Genomic DNA, 19,563 nt, shown 5'->3' with positions numbered 1-19,563 from the left:
TCTGATTTCCAACTCAAGATACGGTCTTCGATAGTTTTGCTGGCAATTTCCCGATTATTCAGGATGGAATTTCGACAAATGCCTAGTGCTCTGCCAAGTATGAAAAATGGATTAAGGTTTCAGCAGGTTTTTGTCCAGTTCAAGAAGCGCCCGGAGCCTGTTAGCCTAAGCTACCAAGGTGAGGACGTGACGCAGAAATGGGCAAAAAGATGCCACAGATTATACCCGTTATTTGATACTTGACAGAGCACTAATACAGCACCCGGAACCAGATTGTCGGCTCAATCTGCTTGAGTTCTTCCAGCAGGTCATCATCGTAGGCCCGGTCCACATCCGTAATCACATAGCCAATCTGCTCGTTGGTCTTGAGGTATTGGCTGAGGATATTGATGTTATGCTTAGCCAGAATCTGATCGATATGCGCCAGTACCTTGGGCACGTTGTGGTGGATGTGCAGCAGGCGATGTGCGTGGTGCACGGGCTGCAGCTGCAGGTTCGGGAAGTTGACGCTGCCTGCGGTGCTGCCGGTATTGATGTACTGTATGACCTTATTGGGCACAAAACTGCCAATATTTTCCTGTGCCTCTGCCGTAGAACCGCCAATGTGAGGCGTAAGGATGGTATTCGGCAGCCCCATCAACTCGGATTCGAAAGGCTCATCGTTGCTCTTGGGCTCGCGGGGAAAAACATCCACGGCACAACCCTTGAGCTTTCCGGAAAGGATATTCTCCCGAAGCGCTTTCACGTCCACGACCTTGCCACGGGCCAGGTTGATGAAGATCGCACCGTCCTTCATCATATCAAATTGCTTCGCACCGAAGATGTTATTGTTTTCCGGGCGGCCATCCACGTGAAGAGTCACTACGTCCACCAGCCCAAGCAGTTCTTCCATGCTGTCGCACTTGGTAGCATTACCCAGGGCCAGCTTTTCTTCCAGGTCATAGTAATAAACGTCCATGCCCATAGCCTCCGCGACTACGGAGAGTTGCGCACCGATGTTGCCATAACCCACGATGCCCAGCTTTTTGCTACGGACTTCCTGAGCACCGGCAGCAGATTTTTCCCACTTCCCATTGTGCATAGCACGCGCTTTATCCGGCAGGTTGCGCACCAGCATAATGATCTCAGCGATCGCCAGTTCCACCACCGAGCGCGTATTGCTGTAGGGTGCGTTGAAGACGGCCACGCCATGCCGGGTACAGGCATCCAGGTCGATTTGATTGGTACCGATGCAAAAGGCTGCTACATTGATCAGGCGCTTGGCACTTTTGATCACCTTTTCTGTAATATGAGTCTTCGAACGAATACCAATGACATTGACATCCGTGATTTTCTCGCACAGTTCGTCCTCAGAAAGCGAGGAAGTCATGTACTCCACCTGGTAGCCTTCTTTTTCGAATAGCTCTACAGCTTGCGGATGCACGCCCTCCAACAGGAGCACTTTGATCCGGTTTTTCGGATAGGATAGAGATCTGCTCATCTTCAGTTCGTATAAGATTTCATCTAAATTGGGCGCAATGTGGTCGGCTTCTGCCATGACCTTCTCGCGCTCTACATTTTCTGTAAACAAGTAAAATTTATTGGCATATCCGGCCTTGCGGATTTCCAGATCGTTGGCTCCGTCACCAATGACGTATACATCGCCTTTGAGGTCCAACTGCTTAATCACTTCTGATTTACCACCATTTCTGGACAGGGGGTTGTCTTTGTTAAAATCAATGATTCGGCCGGCCTCATCATAAATAAATTCGTTGGCAATAACGCGGTCCGGATTAAGCCCGTAGTGGGCCACCACAGGCTTGATAAAGTCCGTAAACCCATTGGAAACAATGAAGATGGACTCCCGCAGTGATTTAAAGTACTCCTGATTGCGCAGAAAGGAACGGGAAATCTGCCCTTTAAGGCGTTCGGCCAGCTCCTCAATGTCACGCCGGTCAGCCTGTAGCAAATCCAGCCGCTGCTCCAGAGAAGCCCGAAAATCAAGCGAGCCATCCATGCCCTTATTGGTGATGTCCTGAATTTTGTCCAGCACAAAGCTTTGCCTGGGGTCGCCCTCCAGGACGATCTCAGCCAGCACGTCCAGCGCTTCTACCCGTGTAAAAGTGCTGTCAAAGTCGATAATGAGGTTAATCGGCTTAATCATGCGGGCAAAACTAATACGCTTCGGGCAAGGATTACGTAATCCTACTCACTTTCAGCATTAATTTTTCATTAAGTCTACGATTTGTAAGTGGCGAATAATTTTTTTTGCCCAAAAGTGAAAGAAAACCCAAAAGGCCGCGTAGTACCCACAACAGCCTCAAACAACAATCACCACAAAAAACATTCAGCCATGAAAAAGCAAATTTTGAAATCCATGATGTTATCCACCCTTTTGATCAGTGCGGCCTTCTTCTTCACCCAGTGTGAGTCCGATGTCACCGGCACCTCCCCCGAAGACCTCACGGTTATTGAAACCCGGGATGCAGCCACTGACGTAACTGCGGACCAATGTACCTGCCTGAAGGACCAATTCCCGGTAGAGGAGTTATCTGAAGCTGAAGCGCAGGCCCTGACTTTTATGCGGGAGGAGGAAAAGCTCGCGCAAGACGTCTACCTGTACCTCTACAACCGGTGGAAAACCCGCATCTTCTCCAATATCGCGCAGTCCGAGCAGCGGCATATGGCTTCCGTGCTCTGCCTGATCGAAAAATACGAACTGCAAGACCCGGTCGGCAGCAACCCCGCCGGCGTGTTCCAAAATGAGAACCTGCAGGCGCTTTATACCACGCTCACAGAGACGGGCAGCGAAAGCCTGGAAGCCGCTTTTATCGTAGGTGCAACCATCGAAGACCTCGATATCAATGACCTGAATATGGAAATTGCAGCAGCGGACAACGAAGACCTCATCGCCGTATTCAACGAGCTCAACCGGGGCTCCCGCAACCACCTGCGTGGCTTTATGAAGAACCTCACCAATATCGGTGCCACCTATGCCCCTCAGTACATCAGCGCCGAATTGTTTGAAGAAATCACCAGCAGCGAGACCGAGCGCGGCAGCGACCTGAGTGCAATCTGCGGCATTCAAACCGGTAATGGCAGCGGCACCTGTGATGGTACCGGGCAACAACAGGGCGGCAATGGCAATGGTCAGGGCAACGGCAGCGGCACCTGTGATGGCACGGGCGGGCAGCAGGGCAATGGCAATAACGGCGGCGGTAACGGTAATGGCAAAGGCGGCCACTAAAAAACCATAAATTATAACATCAACCTCCCCGCCTTCCGTTTGGGAAAGCCGGGAGGTTGGCTTAATTTTCCACTTTGTTACTAATCAGGCTCCATGCTAATCGCCAGCAAAAAATGCAACGAACTCACCGACCAGGAAGTAGTCGACCGCGCCCTCCGGGAAGTCGACTACTTTTCCTGTCTGTACGAGCGCTATGAGCCGGCTTTACTGCGGTACGTACGCCGCATTACCGGAGCAGGCCAGGATGGTGCAGAGGACATCCTGCAGGATGCATTCATAAAAATCTGGCGCAACCTGAGAGGGTACGACCCTGGCATGAAGCTAAGCAGCTGGCTCTACCGAATTGTACATAACGAAGCTATCTCTGCCCTGCGCAGGCAAACTTCATTTGGCAAAAACAGGACGGTAGACTGGGCAGACGCAGAGCCCCTCTTGCTGCACTCCCTTCTCAGCGAGGTGGAAACAGAAGAAAAGAATATCCCAGCCGAACAGCTCCATCACTGGGTCAGCCAACTCCCCCAAAAGTACCGGGAAGTCATTCTCCTGCGTTACTTTGAAGAACTCGACTACGAAGCCATCTCCGATGTTTTGCAAATTCCGGAAGGCACCGTAGCCACCCGCCTCAACCGGGCCCGGAAAGCACTCGAAAAAACGGCACGTGCCACTCCCGCAACTAACCAGAAAAAAATAAGGCCATGAATACTGCTCATAAACTTGTGAAACAGATCAAATCCCGGCACATAGAGCCGCGCCCCCAATGGCAGTACACTGCACTCAAGTGGGCGGTATGGACGGGGTTTGGGCTCACCGTTCTCATTGGCGCACTGGCATTTTCGGTCATCCTGTTCACTATACAACAGGTAGACTTCCGCTTGCTGCAGCACTTTGGGCATTCCTTGCTCGAAGGGCTACTCAGTCTGTTGCCTTTGATATGGATATCCTTCCTGGCCCTGGCCCTGATGCTGTCTATGTACACCCTGCGCTACTCCGAACGGGGCTACAAATTCACCCTGGCCCGGCTGGCCGGCTACAGCACAGCCTTTAGCATACTACTGGGCACCGCTTTTTTCATCAGCGGTGGCGCACAGCAGCTTGAGCAGGCATTTGCTATTCGGGTCGACCTCTATCAAAGCGTACAGGAAAAAAAGGAGCAGCTTTGGAACCGGCCCGAAGAAGGCTACCTGGGCGGCACCATCGTCAGCGTTACACCAGAGGCTCTGCAAGTGGAAGACTTCGACGGACAAGCCTGGACGATTGACTACGCCAACGCAGATTGGCCACCCCGCATACAACTGGAGCCGGGTGAGCAAGTCAAGCTCAGTGGCGAAAAAACAGGGGCAGCCCGGTTTGAAGCGACCTTCATCCGACCCTGGGGTGGGCAACCGCTCAACGGGCCACGCCCCAAAATGAGCCCAAAGGAATAATTCTTATTTGTCTGGTTTCTGCCGCAACCTCCTTACCTTTGCGCAAAATTTGGAAAAGGAGCAATTCACGTGGCGAAGGAACTTTCTTATCAAGAGCGAAAAAGAGTCATCAGCGAACTCCCCCATGATACCTACTGGGTACTGGGCGTGGTGAGCATTTACGGGTACCCCCTGGCTAACTACAGCATCGAAAAAGCCCTGGATAAGGCTGGGTTCCGCCCCGAATCCCAACGGACGGTGACCCATACCTTCGTGCGCAACCAATTGCGATGGCTGCAGGAAAACGGCTACATTGACTACGAGTACAAAGACCCCTACACCAAACGGGAATGGCGGGATGTTGCCGCCCGGCACTTCTTTCTCCATGCCGGGAAAACCCTCAACCGCATCATCAGTCAGCTGCGGCGGGAAGAACGCCTCGACCGCCCGGTCTACTCCTTCCGCATGCAGGAAGCCGAGCTCCAACGGCAGTTCAAGAAACTCCGCCTGCTGCTCTTCGAAAAGAGCTATTACGACTACAGCCACCTGGCCGAACAGCTCAACAGCAACTTTACCTTCGACGAGCAGCAAAAAGAGCAAACCTTAAAGGCTACCTTATCGAATTTTTTGCCGCTTGACCCCGACTTCATCCTGGCGCTGCCCGCTCCTTTCCACGGTGAAGCCTGCCATTACATCTTCCATCACCCCCACCTTTGGGAGGGGGCTACCGCTCAGGATTTCAATAAACTGCTCAAAGCTCTGCTGAAGGAAACGCCCCGCCGGGAGGACTACTTCGAAATGCACTACGCTACCAATCTGGCCATGCAGGGCATAAGCCGGGAAAAACTGACGGAAGCCCTGCCCTTTCTGGACCGCACCCACCACTGGTACGGTTTACAGGCGATGCAGGCCCTGCTTCAGGGCAATACCGAAAGTGCTGGCGACCACTTCAAAAACCTATCGCCAAAAGCCCGGCAAGCCTTGCACAATGACTTCTGGGGTGCCATGTTCCTGGTTTGGCAGTGCCGCCATCAAAATATGAAAGGGCTGGAAGTCTTGCGACAGATGAACCATAAGGTGGAATCCAGCTTCCTTCCGGGCATTTTCAATGCGCTGCGGGTCTTTTTCCATTTCTTGCTGGAGGATGAAGACATAGCCATCGAAGGGCTGCAACAGTGCGCCCGCACTTCCACCCACCCTATGGAACTCCTGTTTGTGCTTTGGGTCGCCTACTGGATTGGGGCAGAGCTGGATATGCAAATGGCAGACGAACTCCACACTGTTTTTCCACTATGGGAACAAGCTGAGCTGAAGTGGATGTGCGGTGAAATGGCCAACGCTCTTGCCCTTGTCTTCCCTGATCACCCCAAACGCCGCGAGTGGGAAGTCCTCGCCCGCTACTATCAGGATGAAATGGGCTTCCAATACCTCATACAATTGCTGCCCCGCCAATCGGCATGGGAGCGCATCCTCAACTCCCTCGACGCACTAAGCAATGGGGCCAGCGACAACCACTACCCGCCCGGCAGCACCCGCCTGGTCTGGTTTGTGGATTTCGAAAAACGGGAACTGCAGCCCAAAGAGCAAAAGCGCAGCAAGCGCAACAGCTGGTCGGCTGGCCGAAAAGTCACCATCAACGATCTCTACGAGGGCAAAGTCGATAACCTGACCGAGGAAGACCAACGCGTACTTGATGCCGTTACCTCCGCTTATGACAATCGTTCCAACCCCATGTTTTACTATGGGCCCGACGACCTTCGCCTGGACTTCGACCACGCCCTGTACCAACTGACCAACCACCCTTTTGTTTTTCTGGAAGGCAAGAACGAAATCCCGGTTGAACTCGTCCGCTCCAAGCCAGAGCTGCTGATCACAGAAGAAGGCGACCAACTGCGCGTCAACTTCCGTCCTGTAACCAAATCCGGCACCTACGTCACAGAGAAGGAAACCCCAACCCGGTATCGGATCTACAAGCTGAATGACGAAGAGCGGAAGGTCGCCAAACTTATTGGCCGCGGAGCACTGATGCCGGAAGAAGCCCGCCCACAGATGGAGCGGATCACTAAACAGCTGCAGGGGCGCATACAGGTGCAATCCCCTAAAACCATGCTGGAGGAGGGGCTGGAATCCGTGCCCGGTGACCCCATGCCCTGCCTGCATCTCCTGCCTTTCGGCGAAGGCTTTAAGCTCGAATTTTATGTCAAACCACTTAAGGAGGAAGCCCACTACTTCAAACCGGGCGAAGGGCTGTCTATGCGCATCCTAAGTACAAAAGAAGGACGGGTAGCCTGCGAGCGCCGGCTCGACAAAGAGCGGGCACTGGCGGCAGAAGTTATTGAAGCTTGCCCTACGCTGGCAGAGCAACCTGCTCAGAGCTACGAATGGCAAATCGAAGACACACGAGCTTGCCTGCAAATCCTTCTTGAGCTACACCCTCTTCGGGAAGCCGGCCGCATCAAAATGGAATTCCCTAAGGGGGAAAAGGTCAAGCTGCTGGGCATTTCCAATACCGATCAGTTGTCGGTACGCATTCAGGAGGAGTCCAACTGGTTTGCTGTGGATGGCAGCCTGAAGCTGGACGAAGAAGAAATCCTGCAATTCCAGCAACTCCTGGACCACGTCCGCGAAGACGACAGCCCATTTGTTGAACTCGGCGAAGGGACTTTCATCGCCCTTACCGAAACTTTCAGGGAGCGCCTTCGCGAACTGGACGGTTTGCTCCAAATGCGGGGGCAACAATACGAGCTCAACCCACTGGCCGGGCTCCGCATTGATGAACTCGCCGGGGAGCTGGCGGAGCTGGAAGCCGATCAGAGCTGGGCTAAAAGCATGCAGCGCATCCAACAGGCACAGCGCATCCGTCCGCGGGTGCCCAATACTTTTCAGGCCGATCTGCGCGCTTATCAGAAGGAAGGTTTCCGGTGGATGATGCGGCTGGCGGAATGGGGTGTCGGCGGCTGCCTGGCTGATGACATGGGCCTGGGTAAGACCGTACAAGCACTGGCTATGCTCTCAGCGCGCAAGGAGGAAGGGCCCGGACTGGTCATCGCACCGGCTTCCGTTACCCGCAACTGGGTAAGGGAGACCGCGCGTTTTGCTCCTGACCTGACGCCAAAGCTACTGGGCAACAGCAAAGAAGTGGACCTCATCGACGAGGTTGGGCCCGGCGACTTGCTCATTATTAGCTACGGCTTGCTGCCTTTTGTAGAAGAAGCGCTGACGCGAAAATCCTTTGGCTCACTTGTCCTGGATGAAGCCCAGGCCATCAAAAATGCCGCCACCAAGCGCTCAAAAATTGCGATGGAGCTCCGGGCAGACTTCCGGCTGGCTACCACTGGTACGCCTATTGAGAACCACCTGGGTGAACTCTGGAACCTGTTCCGCTTTCTCAACCCCGGCTTACTGGGTTCACAGAAACGCTTCAACGAAAAGTTCACTAACCCGATCAGCAGGGGAGACGAGCCGCGCCGGGAACAGCTCCGGCGGTTGATTCAGCCCTTTATTTTGCGCCGCCACAAGCGGGACGTACTTACCGAGCTGCCGGCTAAAACGGAAATTATCCTCTCGGTTTCCCTTACCGAATCGGAGCACTCCTTCTACGAAGCCATACGCCGCAGTGCATTGGAGGTTGTGGAAGCTGCAGATGGCGCATCCAAACGGTTTGCCATCCTGGCGCAGCTCACCAAGCTCCGGCAGGCGGCCTGCCATCCCCGTCTCGTGATGCCCGACAGCCGGGTGCCCAGTTCCAAACTCGACCTTGTGGGAGAGACCATCCTGGAATTGCTCGACAGCGGGCATAAAGCGTTGGTGTTTAGCCAGTTTGTGAAACACTTGCGCATCGTAGAGCAGTGGGTCAAGGCACAGGGTATTCCCTATCAATACCTCGATGGGCAGACACCGGGCAAAAAACGGGAAGAAGCTGTGCAGGCGTTCCAAAACGGAGAGGGTCAGCTCTTCCTCATCAGCCTTAAGGCCGGGGGCACAGGCCTCAACCTTACGGAAGCCGATTACGTCCTCCACCTCGATCCCTGGTGGAACCCCGCCGTGGAAGATCAGGCAAGCGACCGTGCCCACCGTATGGGGCAGCAGCGCCCGGTGACCGTTTACCGCTTCGTCAGTGAAGACACCATTGAGGAAAAGATCGTACAGCTACACCAAAACAAGCGCGAACTGGCGGATCAGCTCCTCTCGGGAACGGATGTAAGCGCCAAGCTGTCAGTGGATGATATGCTGAGTTTGCTCAAAGGAGAGGCCTGAAAATATACGCAATAAGAAGTGGTCACCTACTGGCGCTGACGGCCAGCACGGGGAACGATAAATGTCGGGTCTTGGATCCAGACATTCATCGTCTGGAATCTTGGATTTGTGACATCGGCCCGTGACGAAGCATAGCTTATCAGGGCAAGCGCAAGCCACTTCCCAGCGTAAATACTGATATTGAGTAGGTTTGCTGTGGCAAACCACTAAATCGTCAGTATAACAAAGCACAGCTGCGTATTTATAACGGCTGTGCTTTGGAAGGTGGCAGGATGTAAGTGTTACTGCTTATGGAGCCGCTGAGTAGTCAGTACGTTATCGTTTGAACCCTTGATCTGTACGAGGTACATGCCTTTTGGCAAATCCCCAACATAGAACTGCTGCTTGGCATAATCGAGTTGGAAGCGCTTCATCGCACGCCCAACAAGGTTAAAAACGGTGATTTCTGTAACGCCTTGCGCCTCAGTAAGGCTGATATAGTCCACTGCGGGATTAGGATAGACTTTCAAATCTGCAGGGGTAGACGCTACTGTGTAGGGAGGAAATGGCTCAATATTATTTTCCAGACCGGTCGAGGCAGAGAGGCTAAAGGTGGCTAACAGTAAAAACAGCAGGGGTAAAGTATGCTTCATATCGTGGGATTTCTAAACGTGCGTCGGGATAAAAGTCGATTTTGATAAAAATAAGCGAAAATCTATTAAAATTCAAGCGATATGTTAAAATCGCTTAATTTGTTTATGCTTTACACAATAAACCGAAATCAGCGCCTGCAAGTTCAGCCGGCAGTCCGGGATTAAAGTAATTTTAAAGCTTTTGCCGTGTTTCCGGCATTTCTGACCGCCCGCCCGGCTGAAGACAGTACTTCAGCCGGGGAGGAACGATCTATGTTATACGCAATACGAAGTGGTTTGCGACATCGCAGCAGGCCACTTCCCAGCGTAAATGCTGACATTGAGTAGGTTTGCTGTGGCAAACCACTTAATCGTCAGTATATTTAGTACAGATGCTCCTGGAAGTACTTTGCGAACTCAGCGACAGACATGGAGCCGACATCACCATCGCCCTGCTTCCGCACGGATACAGCACCTGTCTCTGCCTCCTTCTCACCTACGATGAGCATGAAGGGCACTTTCTTCACCTCGGCGTCCCGGATTTTCCGGCCCACTTTCTCACTGCGGTCATCCACCGTGCCGCGGATGTCATACTTCGCCAGTTCCTGCTCGATCTCAGCCGCGTAGTCATTGAAGCGGTCGCTAATGGGCAGGATGGTGTATTGCTCCGGTGCGAGCCACAGCGGAAACTTACCGCCGGTATGCTCAATCAGTATACTGATGAAGCGCTCCATAGAACCAAAAGGCGCCCGGTGGATCATTACCGGCCGGTGTGCCTGATTGTCGGAGCCGATGTACTCCAGCTCAAAGCGTTCGGGCAGGTTGTAGTCTACCTGAATAGTACCCAGCTGCCAGGAACGCCCGAGCGCATCCTTGACCATGAAGTCAAGTTTAGGGCCATAGAAAGCTGCTTCGCCCAGCTCGGTTGTGGTCTTCATGCCCGCCTCAGCAGTAGCCTCAATAATGGCCCGCTCAGCATTGTTCCAGTTTTCGTCTGAACCAATATACTTTTCAGGCTTCTCCGGGTCACGCAGGGAAATTTGCGCTGTAAAATCAGCAAACCCCATCTTAGAAAGTACCGTCTTGGTCAGGTCAAGCACGTTCAGAAACTCGTCCTTGAGCTGATCCGGCGTACAAAAAATATGGGCATCATCCTGCGTAAACCCGCGTACGCGTGAAAGGCCGTGCAGCTCACCGCTCTGCTCGTAGCGATAGACCGTGCCAAACTCTGCAATACGGAGCGGCAGATCGCGGTAGGAGTGCGGACGGTGCCCAAAAATCTCACAGTGGTGCGGGCAATTCATCGGCTTGAGCAGGAACTCCTCGCCTTCCTTAGGCGTAGTGATAGGGTGGAAGCTGTCCTCCCCGTACTTTTCCCAGTGGCCGGAAGTCACGTAGAGGTCCTTTTTGCCAATATGTGGCGTGGTCACGAGTTGGTAGCCGCGCTTCTCCTGCTCTACCCGCAGGAAATTCATCAGGCGGTCGCGCAGCTGATTGCCCTTGGGCAGCCACATCGGCAGGCCCTGCCCCACACGGTCAGAGAACATGAAAAGCTCAAGCTCTGTGCCCAGTTTACGATGGTCACGCTGCTTGGCTTCCTCAATCATCGTTTCGTATTCAGTCAGCTCCTTCTGCTTGGGGAAGGTGATGCCGTATACACGGGTCATCTGCTGACGGTTCTCATCGCCCTGCCAGTAAGCGCCCGCCACTTTGGTGATTTTGATGGCTTTGATGTAGCCGGTATCGGGCACGTGCGGGCCACGGCAGAGGTCGGTGAAATTGCCCTGCTCGTACAAGGTAATTTCCGCGCCTTCTTCCTTGCGTTTCTCCAACAGCTCCAGCTTGTATTCGTCTCCTTTTTCCTGGTAGAACGCAATGGCATCCTCTATGGAAATCGGCTTGCGGACATAGGCATTCTTCTGGCGGGCCAGCTCCAGCATTTTCTGCTCAATCTGAGGGAAGTCATCGCTGGAAATGGTATGCTCACCGGGATCTACATCATAGTAAAACCCACCGTCTGTAGATGGCCCTGTACCGAACTTCACGCCTGGATAAATGTCCTCCAGGGCTTCAGCCATCAGGTGGGCGGAAGAGTGCCAGAAGGTCGCTTTCCCGTCCTTGTCGTCCCACGTCAGCAACTGCACTGTAGCGTCTTCGGTAATTGGGCGGGTGGCATCCCACACCTCACCGTTTACTTTTGCAGAAAGGACTTTTTTGGCCAGGCCGTGGCTGATCGACTTTGCGATGTCGAGCCCGGTTACGCCAGCTTCGTACTGTCGGACATTACCGTCCGGGAAAGTGATGTTAATCATGGTGATTTTAATGATTTTGTTACTGCTCCTTACGATTGGGCAGCAAAATTAGTTTCCGGCACTCAGAAAAAGTGCGTTTTAAGGTGCGCAAAATTAAGGGATTTTGGGAGAGCGCCTAAATTTTACAGTGCTGGATTTTTACCTATTTTCGCCTTGAGCAATGGGGCAAAAAGAAAACACACAACTTTCGAGCAGCCCTAGTAAAAACCCGTGAATCGGCATGCGCAAAAAAGATGGGCTCCTGATTATTCTGGTCTTGTTGCTGCTGGCAGATACGGTCTACTCCTTCCGGCAGCACCTAATGGCGCCGCTCGATGGCGATATGCCGAGTATTATCCTGCCTGCCCCACACTACGAGCCTGTGCTGTCGGCACCCTTTGGCTGGTCTGCTGCAACCGGCGAGGCTACTTACGCTTCCCCCAACCGTTTCTTTGTACACCGGGCGATGTACCACTATTTCCGGTGGGCACCGGCTGCGCTGAATAACTTCGTGGAAAAAGTGGACAGCATCACGCTGAGCTCGGCTATAGCCAAAAGCGGGGCGCATATTTTGTTACTCCTGCTACTCGCAGGGGTTGCTTCCCGTGGCAAAGGGTGGTCCTCTTTTTTGCTTGCCGCCGTGCTGTTGGTTCCACTCTTTCAGTCTGCCGGGTACTACAATCCTGTGATGGGCATCATTGAGCCTTCGCCCACTTACACTTTCTTCTACGCCTGGCCTTCTGTTTTACTATTGAGCTGGCTGGCTCTGGTCCGGCGGGCTTACGACAGGGGTGGAGCAGCACCAGCTTGGGAGACACTCAGTTTGTATGCACTAACGCTGATCCTGCCCTTTACCGGCCCGTTAATTCCGGGGGTTATTGCGGTCGGATGGCTCACTGGTGCGGGTTATGGCTTTCGTCAAATCCTGGGGCACACCTACGAAACAAGCGTGGGACGTATGCGGGCCAAACTGCCACTCAGCCACTGGGCAGCCATTGCCCTTATTGGCATATTAGGGGCATACAGCCTTTATCTTGGTACCCTTAGCACCGAACAGCAGCACAGCTTTGGGCTCTGGGAACGCTACCAAAAACTGCCGGCGGGCCTGTGGAAGATGCTGACCAATAAGCCGGGGCTGTCCATCCTTATCTTGGGTATACTATTACAATTTGGGCTGTTGCGCTGGCTACAGGTGGAGGCCCGCAAGCCATGGGTGAAGCAGGAGGTCCGTTTCCTCCTGGTGTTTATCCTTCTCTATCTTTTGCTGATCCCACTGGGCGGCTACCGGGATTACCGGCCAGATGTCGTACGCCGGGATACACTCCAACCGGTATTGCTGATCCTTTTTTACCTGTGGGGAAGGAGTAGCCTGCTGCTTTTTGAATCCGCCCGGAATAAAGCAGCCCACGTCCTTCCTGCGCTGGGACTGCTGCTCCTTTTCACCATCGCGGATGTAACGGAAGTTGGGCACCCGTCTTGCCAGGAGCGCACCCTGAGGGCGATGTCACAGTCAAAAGAAGATACCACTGCAATAAGCCCTGACTGCCGGATACTGACCTGGCCCGCAATTCCCGGTCAGGACACCCGCCTGTCCAGTGAATTGCTGGTGATGTGGGGCATTTTGGAGGAAGGGCAGCACTTCAAATACGAAGACTAATTTTTCTTCTTGAACTCCTGCAAGTTGGTAGCGATGCTGATGTGATTGAGCCCGCCCCCCAGGTGGAAGCTCTGATGCCCGTAGTCGATGCGGAAGCGGCTGATTTTCACGCCCACTCCGAAACTAAAACCAGCCAGGCTGCCGAAGTTATCCAGCCCGAGCTCCCGCCGCATGAAGTGGTTGTACCCAAAACGCAAGCGGAAATTCTCCCGAGCGCCCAGCAAAAACTCCCCGTTGAAGACCAGGTGGCGGAAAAAGTTATCAAACCAGATGCTCGTTGGGCTCTCTTCTGTTTGCTCTTCGCCAAAAAACAGAATAGACGGCTCTGCATTCGGGTCATCGTAGCGGATATTCCAGCGGTCGAGGAACCGGTAAATCACCGAGAAACGGAAGGGCAGGTACTTCAACCGCTTGGAAATCCCAAACTGCATCTCAAAGGGCAGGGGCTCCAGGTTGTCTTCGGTATAGTAGGTCACCTGCCGGCCCATATTGCGGAAAACCAGGGTGGCGGTCAGGTTGCGGGCGGTATCAATGTAGGTAGCCGCTGCGTCTGCCCCCAGCCCGAAGGAAGAGTAGCCGGCCATTTGAGAGGTGATGACTTTCAGGTTGGCCCCGATCGCCAGGCGGTCGTAGACTTGTTTGCCCACGCCAAAGTTGATGGCATACTCGGCGGCATCAAAGGTGCCCAGCACTTCGCCCCGGTCGTTGGTCTCATCGAAGGTGCCGTAGCTAATGTACTGTACGCCCAGGTGGGAAGTCAGCCCCAGAGAATCGAAATGATGCCCAAAGGCGGCATACCCATGGCTAATGCCCGCCACATGAAAGCTGTGGTTAATGGCAATCTGCTGATGCATATCGGGATTGAGCGCGGCCGGGTTGCCCAGGGCCAGGTTGACATCGTCATCGCGCACCGTAATCAGGTTGCCACCCAGGGCAGTGAGCCGGGCGGAAGGCGACAGGTTGAGGAATTCGTAGGTATGCAGCCCGCCCAGCTGCCCGTGCGCATGCTGCGCAAGGAGCAGAAAAGCCAGAGCCGTAAGGGCGTTGGGTAGAAATCTAAATTGCATGCTGTTGGTTTATCTCCAAAGTCCGGTTATTCTTCTCCTTCTCGTTTCCAGATGGTGCGGCAGATGCCCTGCTCGCAGTTCATTTTCCGCTTGAGCTCGCCCTGCTCATCGTAGAGCTTGAGTAACCCGTGCTCGTTATCACCATTGAGGTAAGCGCCTTCTGCTTTCAGGTTGCCATTCTCATGGTACTCTATGAAAGGACCATTCTCGGCATTGTCTTCGAAGCGGACCCGCTCCATGAGCTGCCCGTTTTCGTAGTAGCGATCCCAGTCGCCTGTCATTTCGTTGGCTTCGTACTGACCGGAAAGGTTGAGCTGCCCGGACTCGTAATAAGACCGGTAAGGACCATCAAAAATGCCCTGCCGGTAGGTCTCTACAATTTGGGTATCTCCCGTTTCAAAGTAAAGAACCCGGAGCCCGTTAAGCGTATCGTTTTCGTAGGTCGCTTCCTCCATCAGGCGGCCCTGTTCGTCAAACTTCTGGTAGAGGCCCTGTTTGGCAAAGTCCTCCTTACTGCGCTGATAGCGCTCGGTGTAGCCATAGCTGTCTATATTTTCAACTTGCTCAATCTTCGACTTGCACCCTGTGGCAAGGAGGAGTACGGCAGCGATGGCTATCCAAATGTGCTTCATAGGTGTCTCTGTTTTTATGTATTCACCCTCCAAACAAACGCAAAATCGCAGGCTTCATTTTCGCCGGCCGAAAAATAACACTTTTAACTGTCTTGGACCATTCGTAACCGATCTGTAGAAACACTGGCATCAGAACAAGGAATTCCGTATTTTGGAAATACCATGATGCAAAAACTCCGCAACGTTTACCATTCTTTTCCCGTACAGCTCCTGGTGTTGCACATCCGCAGCAACCACCTGCTGCTGGCGATGTGGGTGGTTTTCTTCCTGCTCGTTTCCGGTGCATTGGCCAGTAAGCTCGGCTTTCAGTACCTTTTCCTGGATCCGGAATACCTTGGGGCCGTTAACTTTTGGAGCTTTTTCTTCGTGGGTATCGGATTTGGCAGCTTTTTCATGAGCTGGAACCTGGCTCTTTACCTCCTGAGCGCCCATTATTTCCCATTTCTGGCATCGCTTGCCCGGCCTTTTACCAAGTTTGTGATTAACAACCTATTATTACCGCTGTCCTTTCTGGTGGTATACCTGGGCATCATGGTCTACTTCCAGCGCTACTACGAAGGGCTTGTCTTCCGGGAAGTCACCCTGAATGCCGTAGGTTTTCTCAGCGGGATGTTCCTGCTGATTATCTTGTACTCCATCTATTTCCAATTCACCAACCGCGATATCTCGTACTACGAAAGCCGGTCCGAGCGCCCGCCCCACCTCACCCGTGCCTATACGCCCGGCCGCCGGCAGGTGGACCTGGAGTACATCAAGCTGGACAGTACGCGGTGGCGGGTAGATACCTATTTGTCGGAATCGCTGGAACCCCGTCTGGTCAGAAGTGTGGCGCACTACGACACCAAGATGCTGATGAGCATTTTCAAACAAAACCACCTCAATGCGCTCATCCTTCAGCTCATCAGTATGCTGGTGCTTTTGGTGCTCGGCTATTTGGTGGATTATCCGCCCTTTCGGATCCCGGCCGGTGCCAGCCTGTTCATTCTGGCCAGTGTGCTGACGGCCCTCATCGGTGCGGTTATCTACTGGTTCGGAGAATGGAGCATGACAGTCATCATTGCCCTATTGCTAGGCTTGAATATCCTGACCCGCAACGACAACTTCAACTACACCAATAAAGCCTACGGCCTCAATTACGAGACTGCCCCCGCCGAATATTCTCTAAAACGCCTGCAGGAGGCCTCCAGCAGTGCCCGGATTGAAGATGACAAAGCCGCCACCACGGCCATTCTGGAAAAGTGGAAAGCCAAAACCGGGGAGGAAAAGCCCTGGATGGTCATCCTTTGTTCCAGCGGGGGCGGGCTGAAATCGGCCACCTGGAGCATGCAGGTGGTCCGTACGGCAGACAGCCTGCTCAACGGGCAATTGCTGGATCATACCGTGCTCATTACCGGCGCCTCTGGCGGCATGATGGGCATGACGTACCTGCGGGAGCTTTATTTGCAACAGCAGCAGGGGGAATGCGTAGATGTCCACGATCCACGTTACATTGACGACATCGCCAAAGACCTGGTCAATTCTATCGCTTTCACCATCGTTTCCAATGACCTCTTTATCCCCTGGGCACCCTTTGAGATGAATGGCTACACTTACTACAAGGACCGGGGCTATGTCTTTGAGCAGCAGCTCAATGAAAACACCAATGGCATACTCGACCGGCGCCTGGAGGAATACCGGGAGCCGGAGGCATCGGCCACAATCCCCATGCTTTACCTGACCCCCTCCATCGTCAATGATGCCCGTCGCCTGATCATTTCCCCACAGGGCGTTTCCTACATGATGAAAGCGCCGGTGGGGCAGCGCTACCCCAAAGCGGTGGAAGTGGACGCAGTAGACTTTCGGTGGATGTTTCAGGATCAGGATGCCGGCAATCTGCGCATGCTCTCGGCAGTGCGCATGAACGCAACCTACCCTTACGTGCTGCCCAATGTACACCTGCCCAGCCGCCCCGGTATTGAGGTGATGGATGCCGGGTTCCTGGATAACTACGGTATCGTTTCTGCCACCCGGTTCATTCAGGTTTTCCGGGAGTGGATACTTGAAAACACCCGCGGGGTAATGCTGTTGCAAATCAGTAGCTCGGATAAAGTGGAGGAAATCACACCAAGCGGTGGGCAGGGTATTGTGGAGTCCATGTTCAACCCGCTCGGTATTGCCGGCAAGGTACTCGTGGTTCAGGAGTTTGAGCACGACAACAGCTTAGGATTTATGTATGACCTGCTGGGCGAAGAGCGCTTTGTGCAAATCCCGTTCTTCTACCGCCCTATAGAAGAGAATAAGTTGGAAGCCTCCATTTCCTTCCACATCACGCAGCGGGAAAAAGCGGATGTGATGCGCGCCATGAACCATCCGTCCAATTTGTCGAGCCTGGAACAATTACAGCAACTCCTCAGCCCTCCTGCAAAACAAAAGTAGGGGTTAAGCGCTTCCCTTTACTACATACTTGAATCGGAGCGGCTAAAGCTACAGGCCGGACTCCTTAGAAATCGAAAAGTTAACCAGAAAAAATGAAGACGATACCTGCCTCCACCCTGGAGCAAGCAATGCACTACAACAAATACCGCCAGCTTATTGAAGAATTGCGTGCCGATGGTAAAACCACAGGTTCTAACCACAGCGAGGCGATGCTGAACTATACGGATCTCAACCGCACCCGCATGAACCGCCTCGATAAGACCACCCGGCTTACGCCCGAAACGCTTGAAGCACTGGAACAACTGGAAACGCCCATGACGATGCTCGTCCTGACCGAAGCCTGGTGCGGGGATGCAGCGCAGGTCATTCCGGTGCTGAATAAAATAGCAGAAGCGACCCCCAACCTTTCTCTACGGCTTATCCTAAGGGACGAATATCCCGATATCATGGATGCCTTTCTCACCAACGGCGGGCGTTCCATTCCGAAAATCATTTTCCTAAAGGGAGCCAACAGGGCCGTAACAGGTAGCTGGGGCCCCAGACCTGTAGCCGTACAGCAAATCGTCATGGATTACAAAACAAAACTAAAAACACTGGAAGATGAGGCCGCTAAAAAAGCGCTACAGCAGACCACTATGACAGAAACCCAGAAATGGTACGCCCGCGATAAGACAAAAAGCATACAGTCAGAGGTCATCCAGGCCCTTTTCCAACATCAGGAAGCCCTGGCCCAATAGACTTACTGCCCCTTGACCATTCCCGTAATAGCCCGATGAAAGCCATCCCTTGTATTTTTTTAAGGAATAAGTCGGAAATCCTTGGCTCGTCCTGTATTTTCGCATCATATTCCAATCAAACGACTTTAAAACCGCTTATATGATCAACGTTGAGCTGCTCAAGAAAATATGCGAAACACCCGGCGCACCAGGGTACGAACAGCGTATCCGGGAGTTTATCCTTGCTGAAGTCACGCCACTGGTAGACAAAGTAGAAGTGGATGCCATGGGTAACGTAGTCGCCATCAAAAAAGGGCAGCAAGACAAAAAGGTCATGGTAGCTGCTCATATGGACGAGATTGGGTTCATCGTTACGCACATCGACGAGGATGGGTTCATCCGATTCCACACCCTGGGCGGTTTTGACCCGAAAACGCTGACCTCTCAGCGGGTCATCGTGCACGGCCGCAAAGACTTCATCGGTGTTATGGGCAGCAAGCCTATCCACCTCATGAAACCAGAAGAGCGCAACAAACAGCTTCCCATCAGCGAGTACTACATTGACCTGGGCATGCCGCGGGATGAAGTGGTAAAGTATGTTGCGGTCGGCGACTCCATCACCCGGGAGCGGGAGCTCATTGAGATGGGCAATTGTGTCAACAGTAAATCCATGGACAACCGGGTATCAGTGTTTATCCTGCTGGAAACCCTGCGGGCGCTGAAAGACCAAACCGTACCTTACGATATTTATGGTGTGTTCACCGTACAGGAAGAAGTCGGGCTGCGCGGCGCCATCTCTTCCGCCCACCTGATTGATCCTGATTTCGGGTTTGGGCTTGACGTGACCATCGCCTTTGATGTGCCCGGTGCCCAAGCGCATGAATACGTCACAAGCCTTGGCAAGGGTGCCGCTATTAAGATTTTGGATGGCATGACCATCTGCGACTACCGCATGGTCAATTACATGAAAAAGACGGCTGATGCGCACGACATCCCCTGGCAACCCGAAGTACTGCCTGCAGGAGGTACCGATACGGCCGGTGTTCAGCGCTACGGCAAGAAAGGAGCGATAGCAGGTGCCATTTCCATCCCGCTCCGCAATATGCACCAAACCATCGAAATGGCCAACAAGGCTGACATCAGGCACTGCATCGACTTGCTGACCCATTGCCTGAGCGAACTGCAACAATACGACTGGAGCTTCGAAAATGTGGACGGCAATCGCTCCAAACCAGCAGCTGATGACAGCTATGACTTTCTTTAATCCACTATGAGGGCAAAACAAATC

At 53.3% G+C, this 19,563-nt stretch carries 13 protein-coding genes; 8 read left to right on the top strand and 5 right to left on the bottom strand.

Features of this window, described 5'->3' with window-relative positions:
• Window positions 1-250: 250 nt before the first annotated feature.
• Window positions 251-2,143, bottom strand: a complete 1,893-nt coding sequence (serA, locus tag IX84_RS34500; protein WP_044218600.1) for a phosphoglycerate dehydrogenase — start codon at window positions 2,141-2,143, stop codon at window positions 251-253.
• A 189-nt stretch (window positions 2,144-2,332) separates the two neighbouring features.
• On the opposite strand from serA, the gene IX84_RS31845 reads away from it, so the two are divergent.
• The 4 genes from IX84_RS31845 (at window position 2,333) to IX84_RS08370 (ending at window position 8,886) form a co-directional block, all read left to right on the top strand.
• The gene (locus tag IX84_RS31845; protein WP_063978262.1) at window positions 2,333-3,226 is read left to right on the top strand and encodes a DUF2202 domain-containing protein; all 894 of its coding nucleotides are present in this window, start codon (window positions 2,333-2,335) and stop codon (window positions 3,224-3,226) included.
• A 93-nt stretch (window positions 3,227-3,319) separates the two neighbouring features.
• Window positions 3,320-3,925, top strand: coding sequence for an RNA polymerase sigma factor (locus tag IX84_RS08380; RefSeq protein WP_044218597.1), 606 nt, complete (start codon window positions 3,320-3,322; stop codon window positions 3,923-3,925).
• Window positions 3,922-4,650, top strand: a complete 729-nt coding sequence (locus IX84_RS08375; protein ID WP_044218594.1) for a hypothetical protein — start codon at window positions 3,922-3,924, stop codon at window positions 4,648-4,650. The genes IX84_RS08380 and IX84_RS08375 overlap by 4 nt, the downstream gene beginning before the upstream one ends.
• 69 nt (window positions 4,651-4,719) lie before the next feature.
• On the top strand, window positions 4,720-8,886 hold the full coding sequence (locus tag IX84_RS08370) for a DEAD/DEAH box helicase (protein WP_052515874.1): 4,167 nt from the start codon (window positions 4,720-4,722) through the stop codon (window positions 8,884-8,886).
• A gap of 281 nt (window positions 8,887-9,167) precedes the next feature.
• On the opposite strand, the gene IX84_RS08365 is transcribed toward IX84_RS08370, so the two are convergent.
• Both IX84_RS08365 and thrS read right to left on the bottom strand, forming a co-directional pair.
• On the bottom strand, window positions 9,168-9,518 hold the full coding sequence (locus tag IX84_RS08365; RefSeq protein WP_044218592.1) for a T9SS type A sorting domain-containing protein: 351 nt from the start codon (window positions 9,516-9,518) through the stop codon (window positions 9,168-9,170).
• 362 nt (window positions 9,519-9,880) lie between these two features.
• Window positions 9,881-11,809: a threonine--tRNA ligase gene (gene thrS / locus IX84_RS08360; RefSeq protein ID WP_044218589.1), complete on the bottom strand. Its 1,929-nt coding sequence runs from the start codon at window positions 11,807-11,809 to the stop codon at window positions 9,881-9,883.
• A 220-nt stretch (window positions 11,810-12,029) separates the two neighbouring features.
• On the opposite strand from thrS, the gene IX84_RS08355 reads away from it, so the two are divergent.
• Window positions 12,030-13,445, top strand: a complete 1,416-nt coding sequence (locus tag IX84_RS08355) for a hypothetical protein (protein ID WP_044218587.1) — start codon at window positions 12,030-12,032, stop codon at window positions 13,443-13,445.
• Here IX84_RS08355 and porQ read toward each other — a convergent pair.
• Window positions 13,442-14,512, bottom strand: a complete 1,071-nt coding sequence (porQ, locus tag IX84_RS08350; protein ID WP_052515873.1) for a type IX secretion system protein PorQ — start codon at window positions 14,510-14,512, stop codon at window positions 13,442-13,444. The two genes, IX84_RS08355 and porQ, sit on opposite strands and share 4 nt — an antisense overlap.
• A gap of 26 nt (window positions 14,513-14,538) precedes the next feature.
• Window positions 14,539-15,144, bottom strand: coding sequence for a toxin-antitoxin system YwqK family antitoxin (locus IX84_RS08345; protein ID WP_044218584.1), 606 nt, complete (start codon window positions 15,142-15,144; stop codon window positions 14,539-14,541).
• A 162-nt stretch (window positions 15,145-15,306) separates the two neighbouring features.
• Between IX84_RS08345 and IX84_RS08340 the strand changes: the two genes are divergently transcribed.
• The 3 genes from IX84_RS08340 to IX84_RS08330 all read left to right on the top strand — a co-directional run bounded on the left by IX84_RS08340 (window position 15,307) and on the right by IX84_RS08330 (window position 19,539).
• Window positions 15,307-17,559: a hypothetical protein gene (locus tag IX84_RS08340; protein WP_044218582.1), complete on the top strand. Its 2,253-nt coding sequence runs from the start codon at window positions 15,307-15,309 to the stop codon at window positions 17,557-17,559.
• A 92-nt stretch (window positions 17,560-17,651) separates the two neighbouring features.
• Window positions 17,652-18,296: a thioredoxin family protein gene (locus IX84_RS08335; protein ID WP_044218579.1), complete on the top strand. Its 645-nt coding sequence runs from the start codon at window positions 17,652-17,654 to the stop codon at window positions 18,294-18,296.
• A gap of 139 nt (window positions 18,297-18,435) precedes the next feature.
• Window positions 18,436-19,539: a M42 family metallopeptidase gene (locus IX84_RS08330; protein ID WP_044218576.1), complete on the top strand. Its 1,104-nt coding sequence runs from the start codon at window positions 18,436-18,438 to the stop codon at window positions 19,537-19,539.
• Window positions 19,540-19,563 lie beyond the last annotated feature (24 nt).

This window comes from Phaeodactylibacter xiamenensis, assembly GCF_000759025.1.
GTDB classification, from domain to species: domain Bacteria; phylum Bacteroidota; class Bacteroidia; order Chitinophagales; family Saprospiraceae; genus Phaeodactylibacter; species Phaeodactylibacter xiamenensis.
This window is presented reverse-complemented; position numbering and strand designations above follow the sequence as displayed.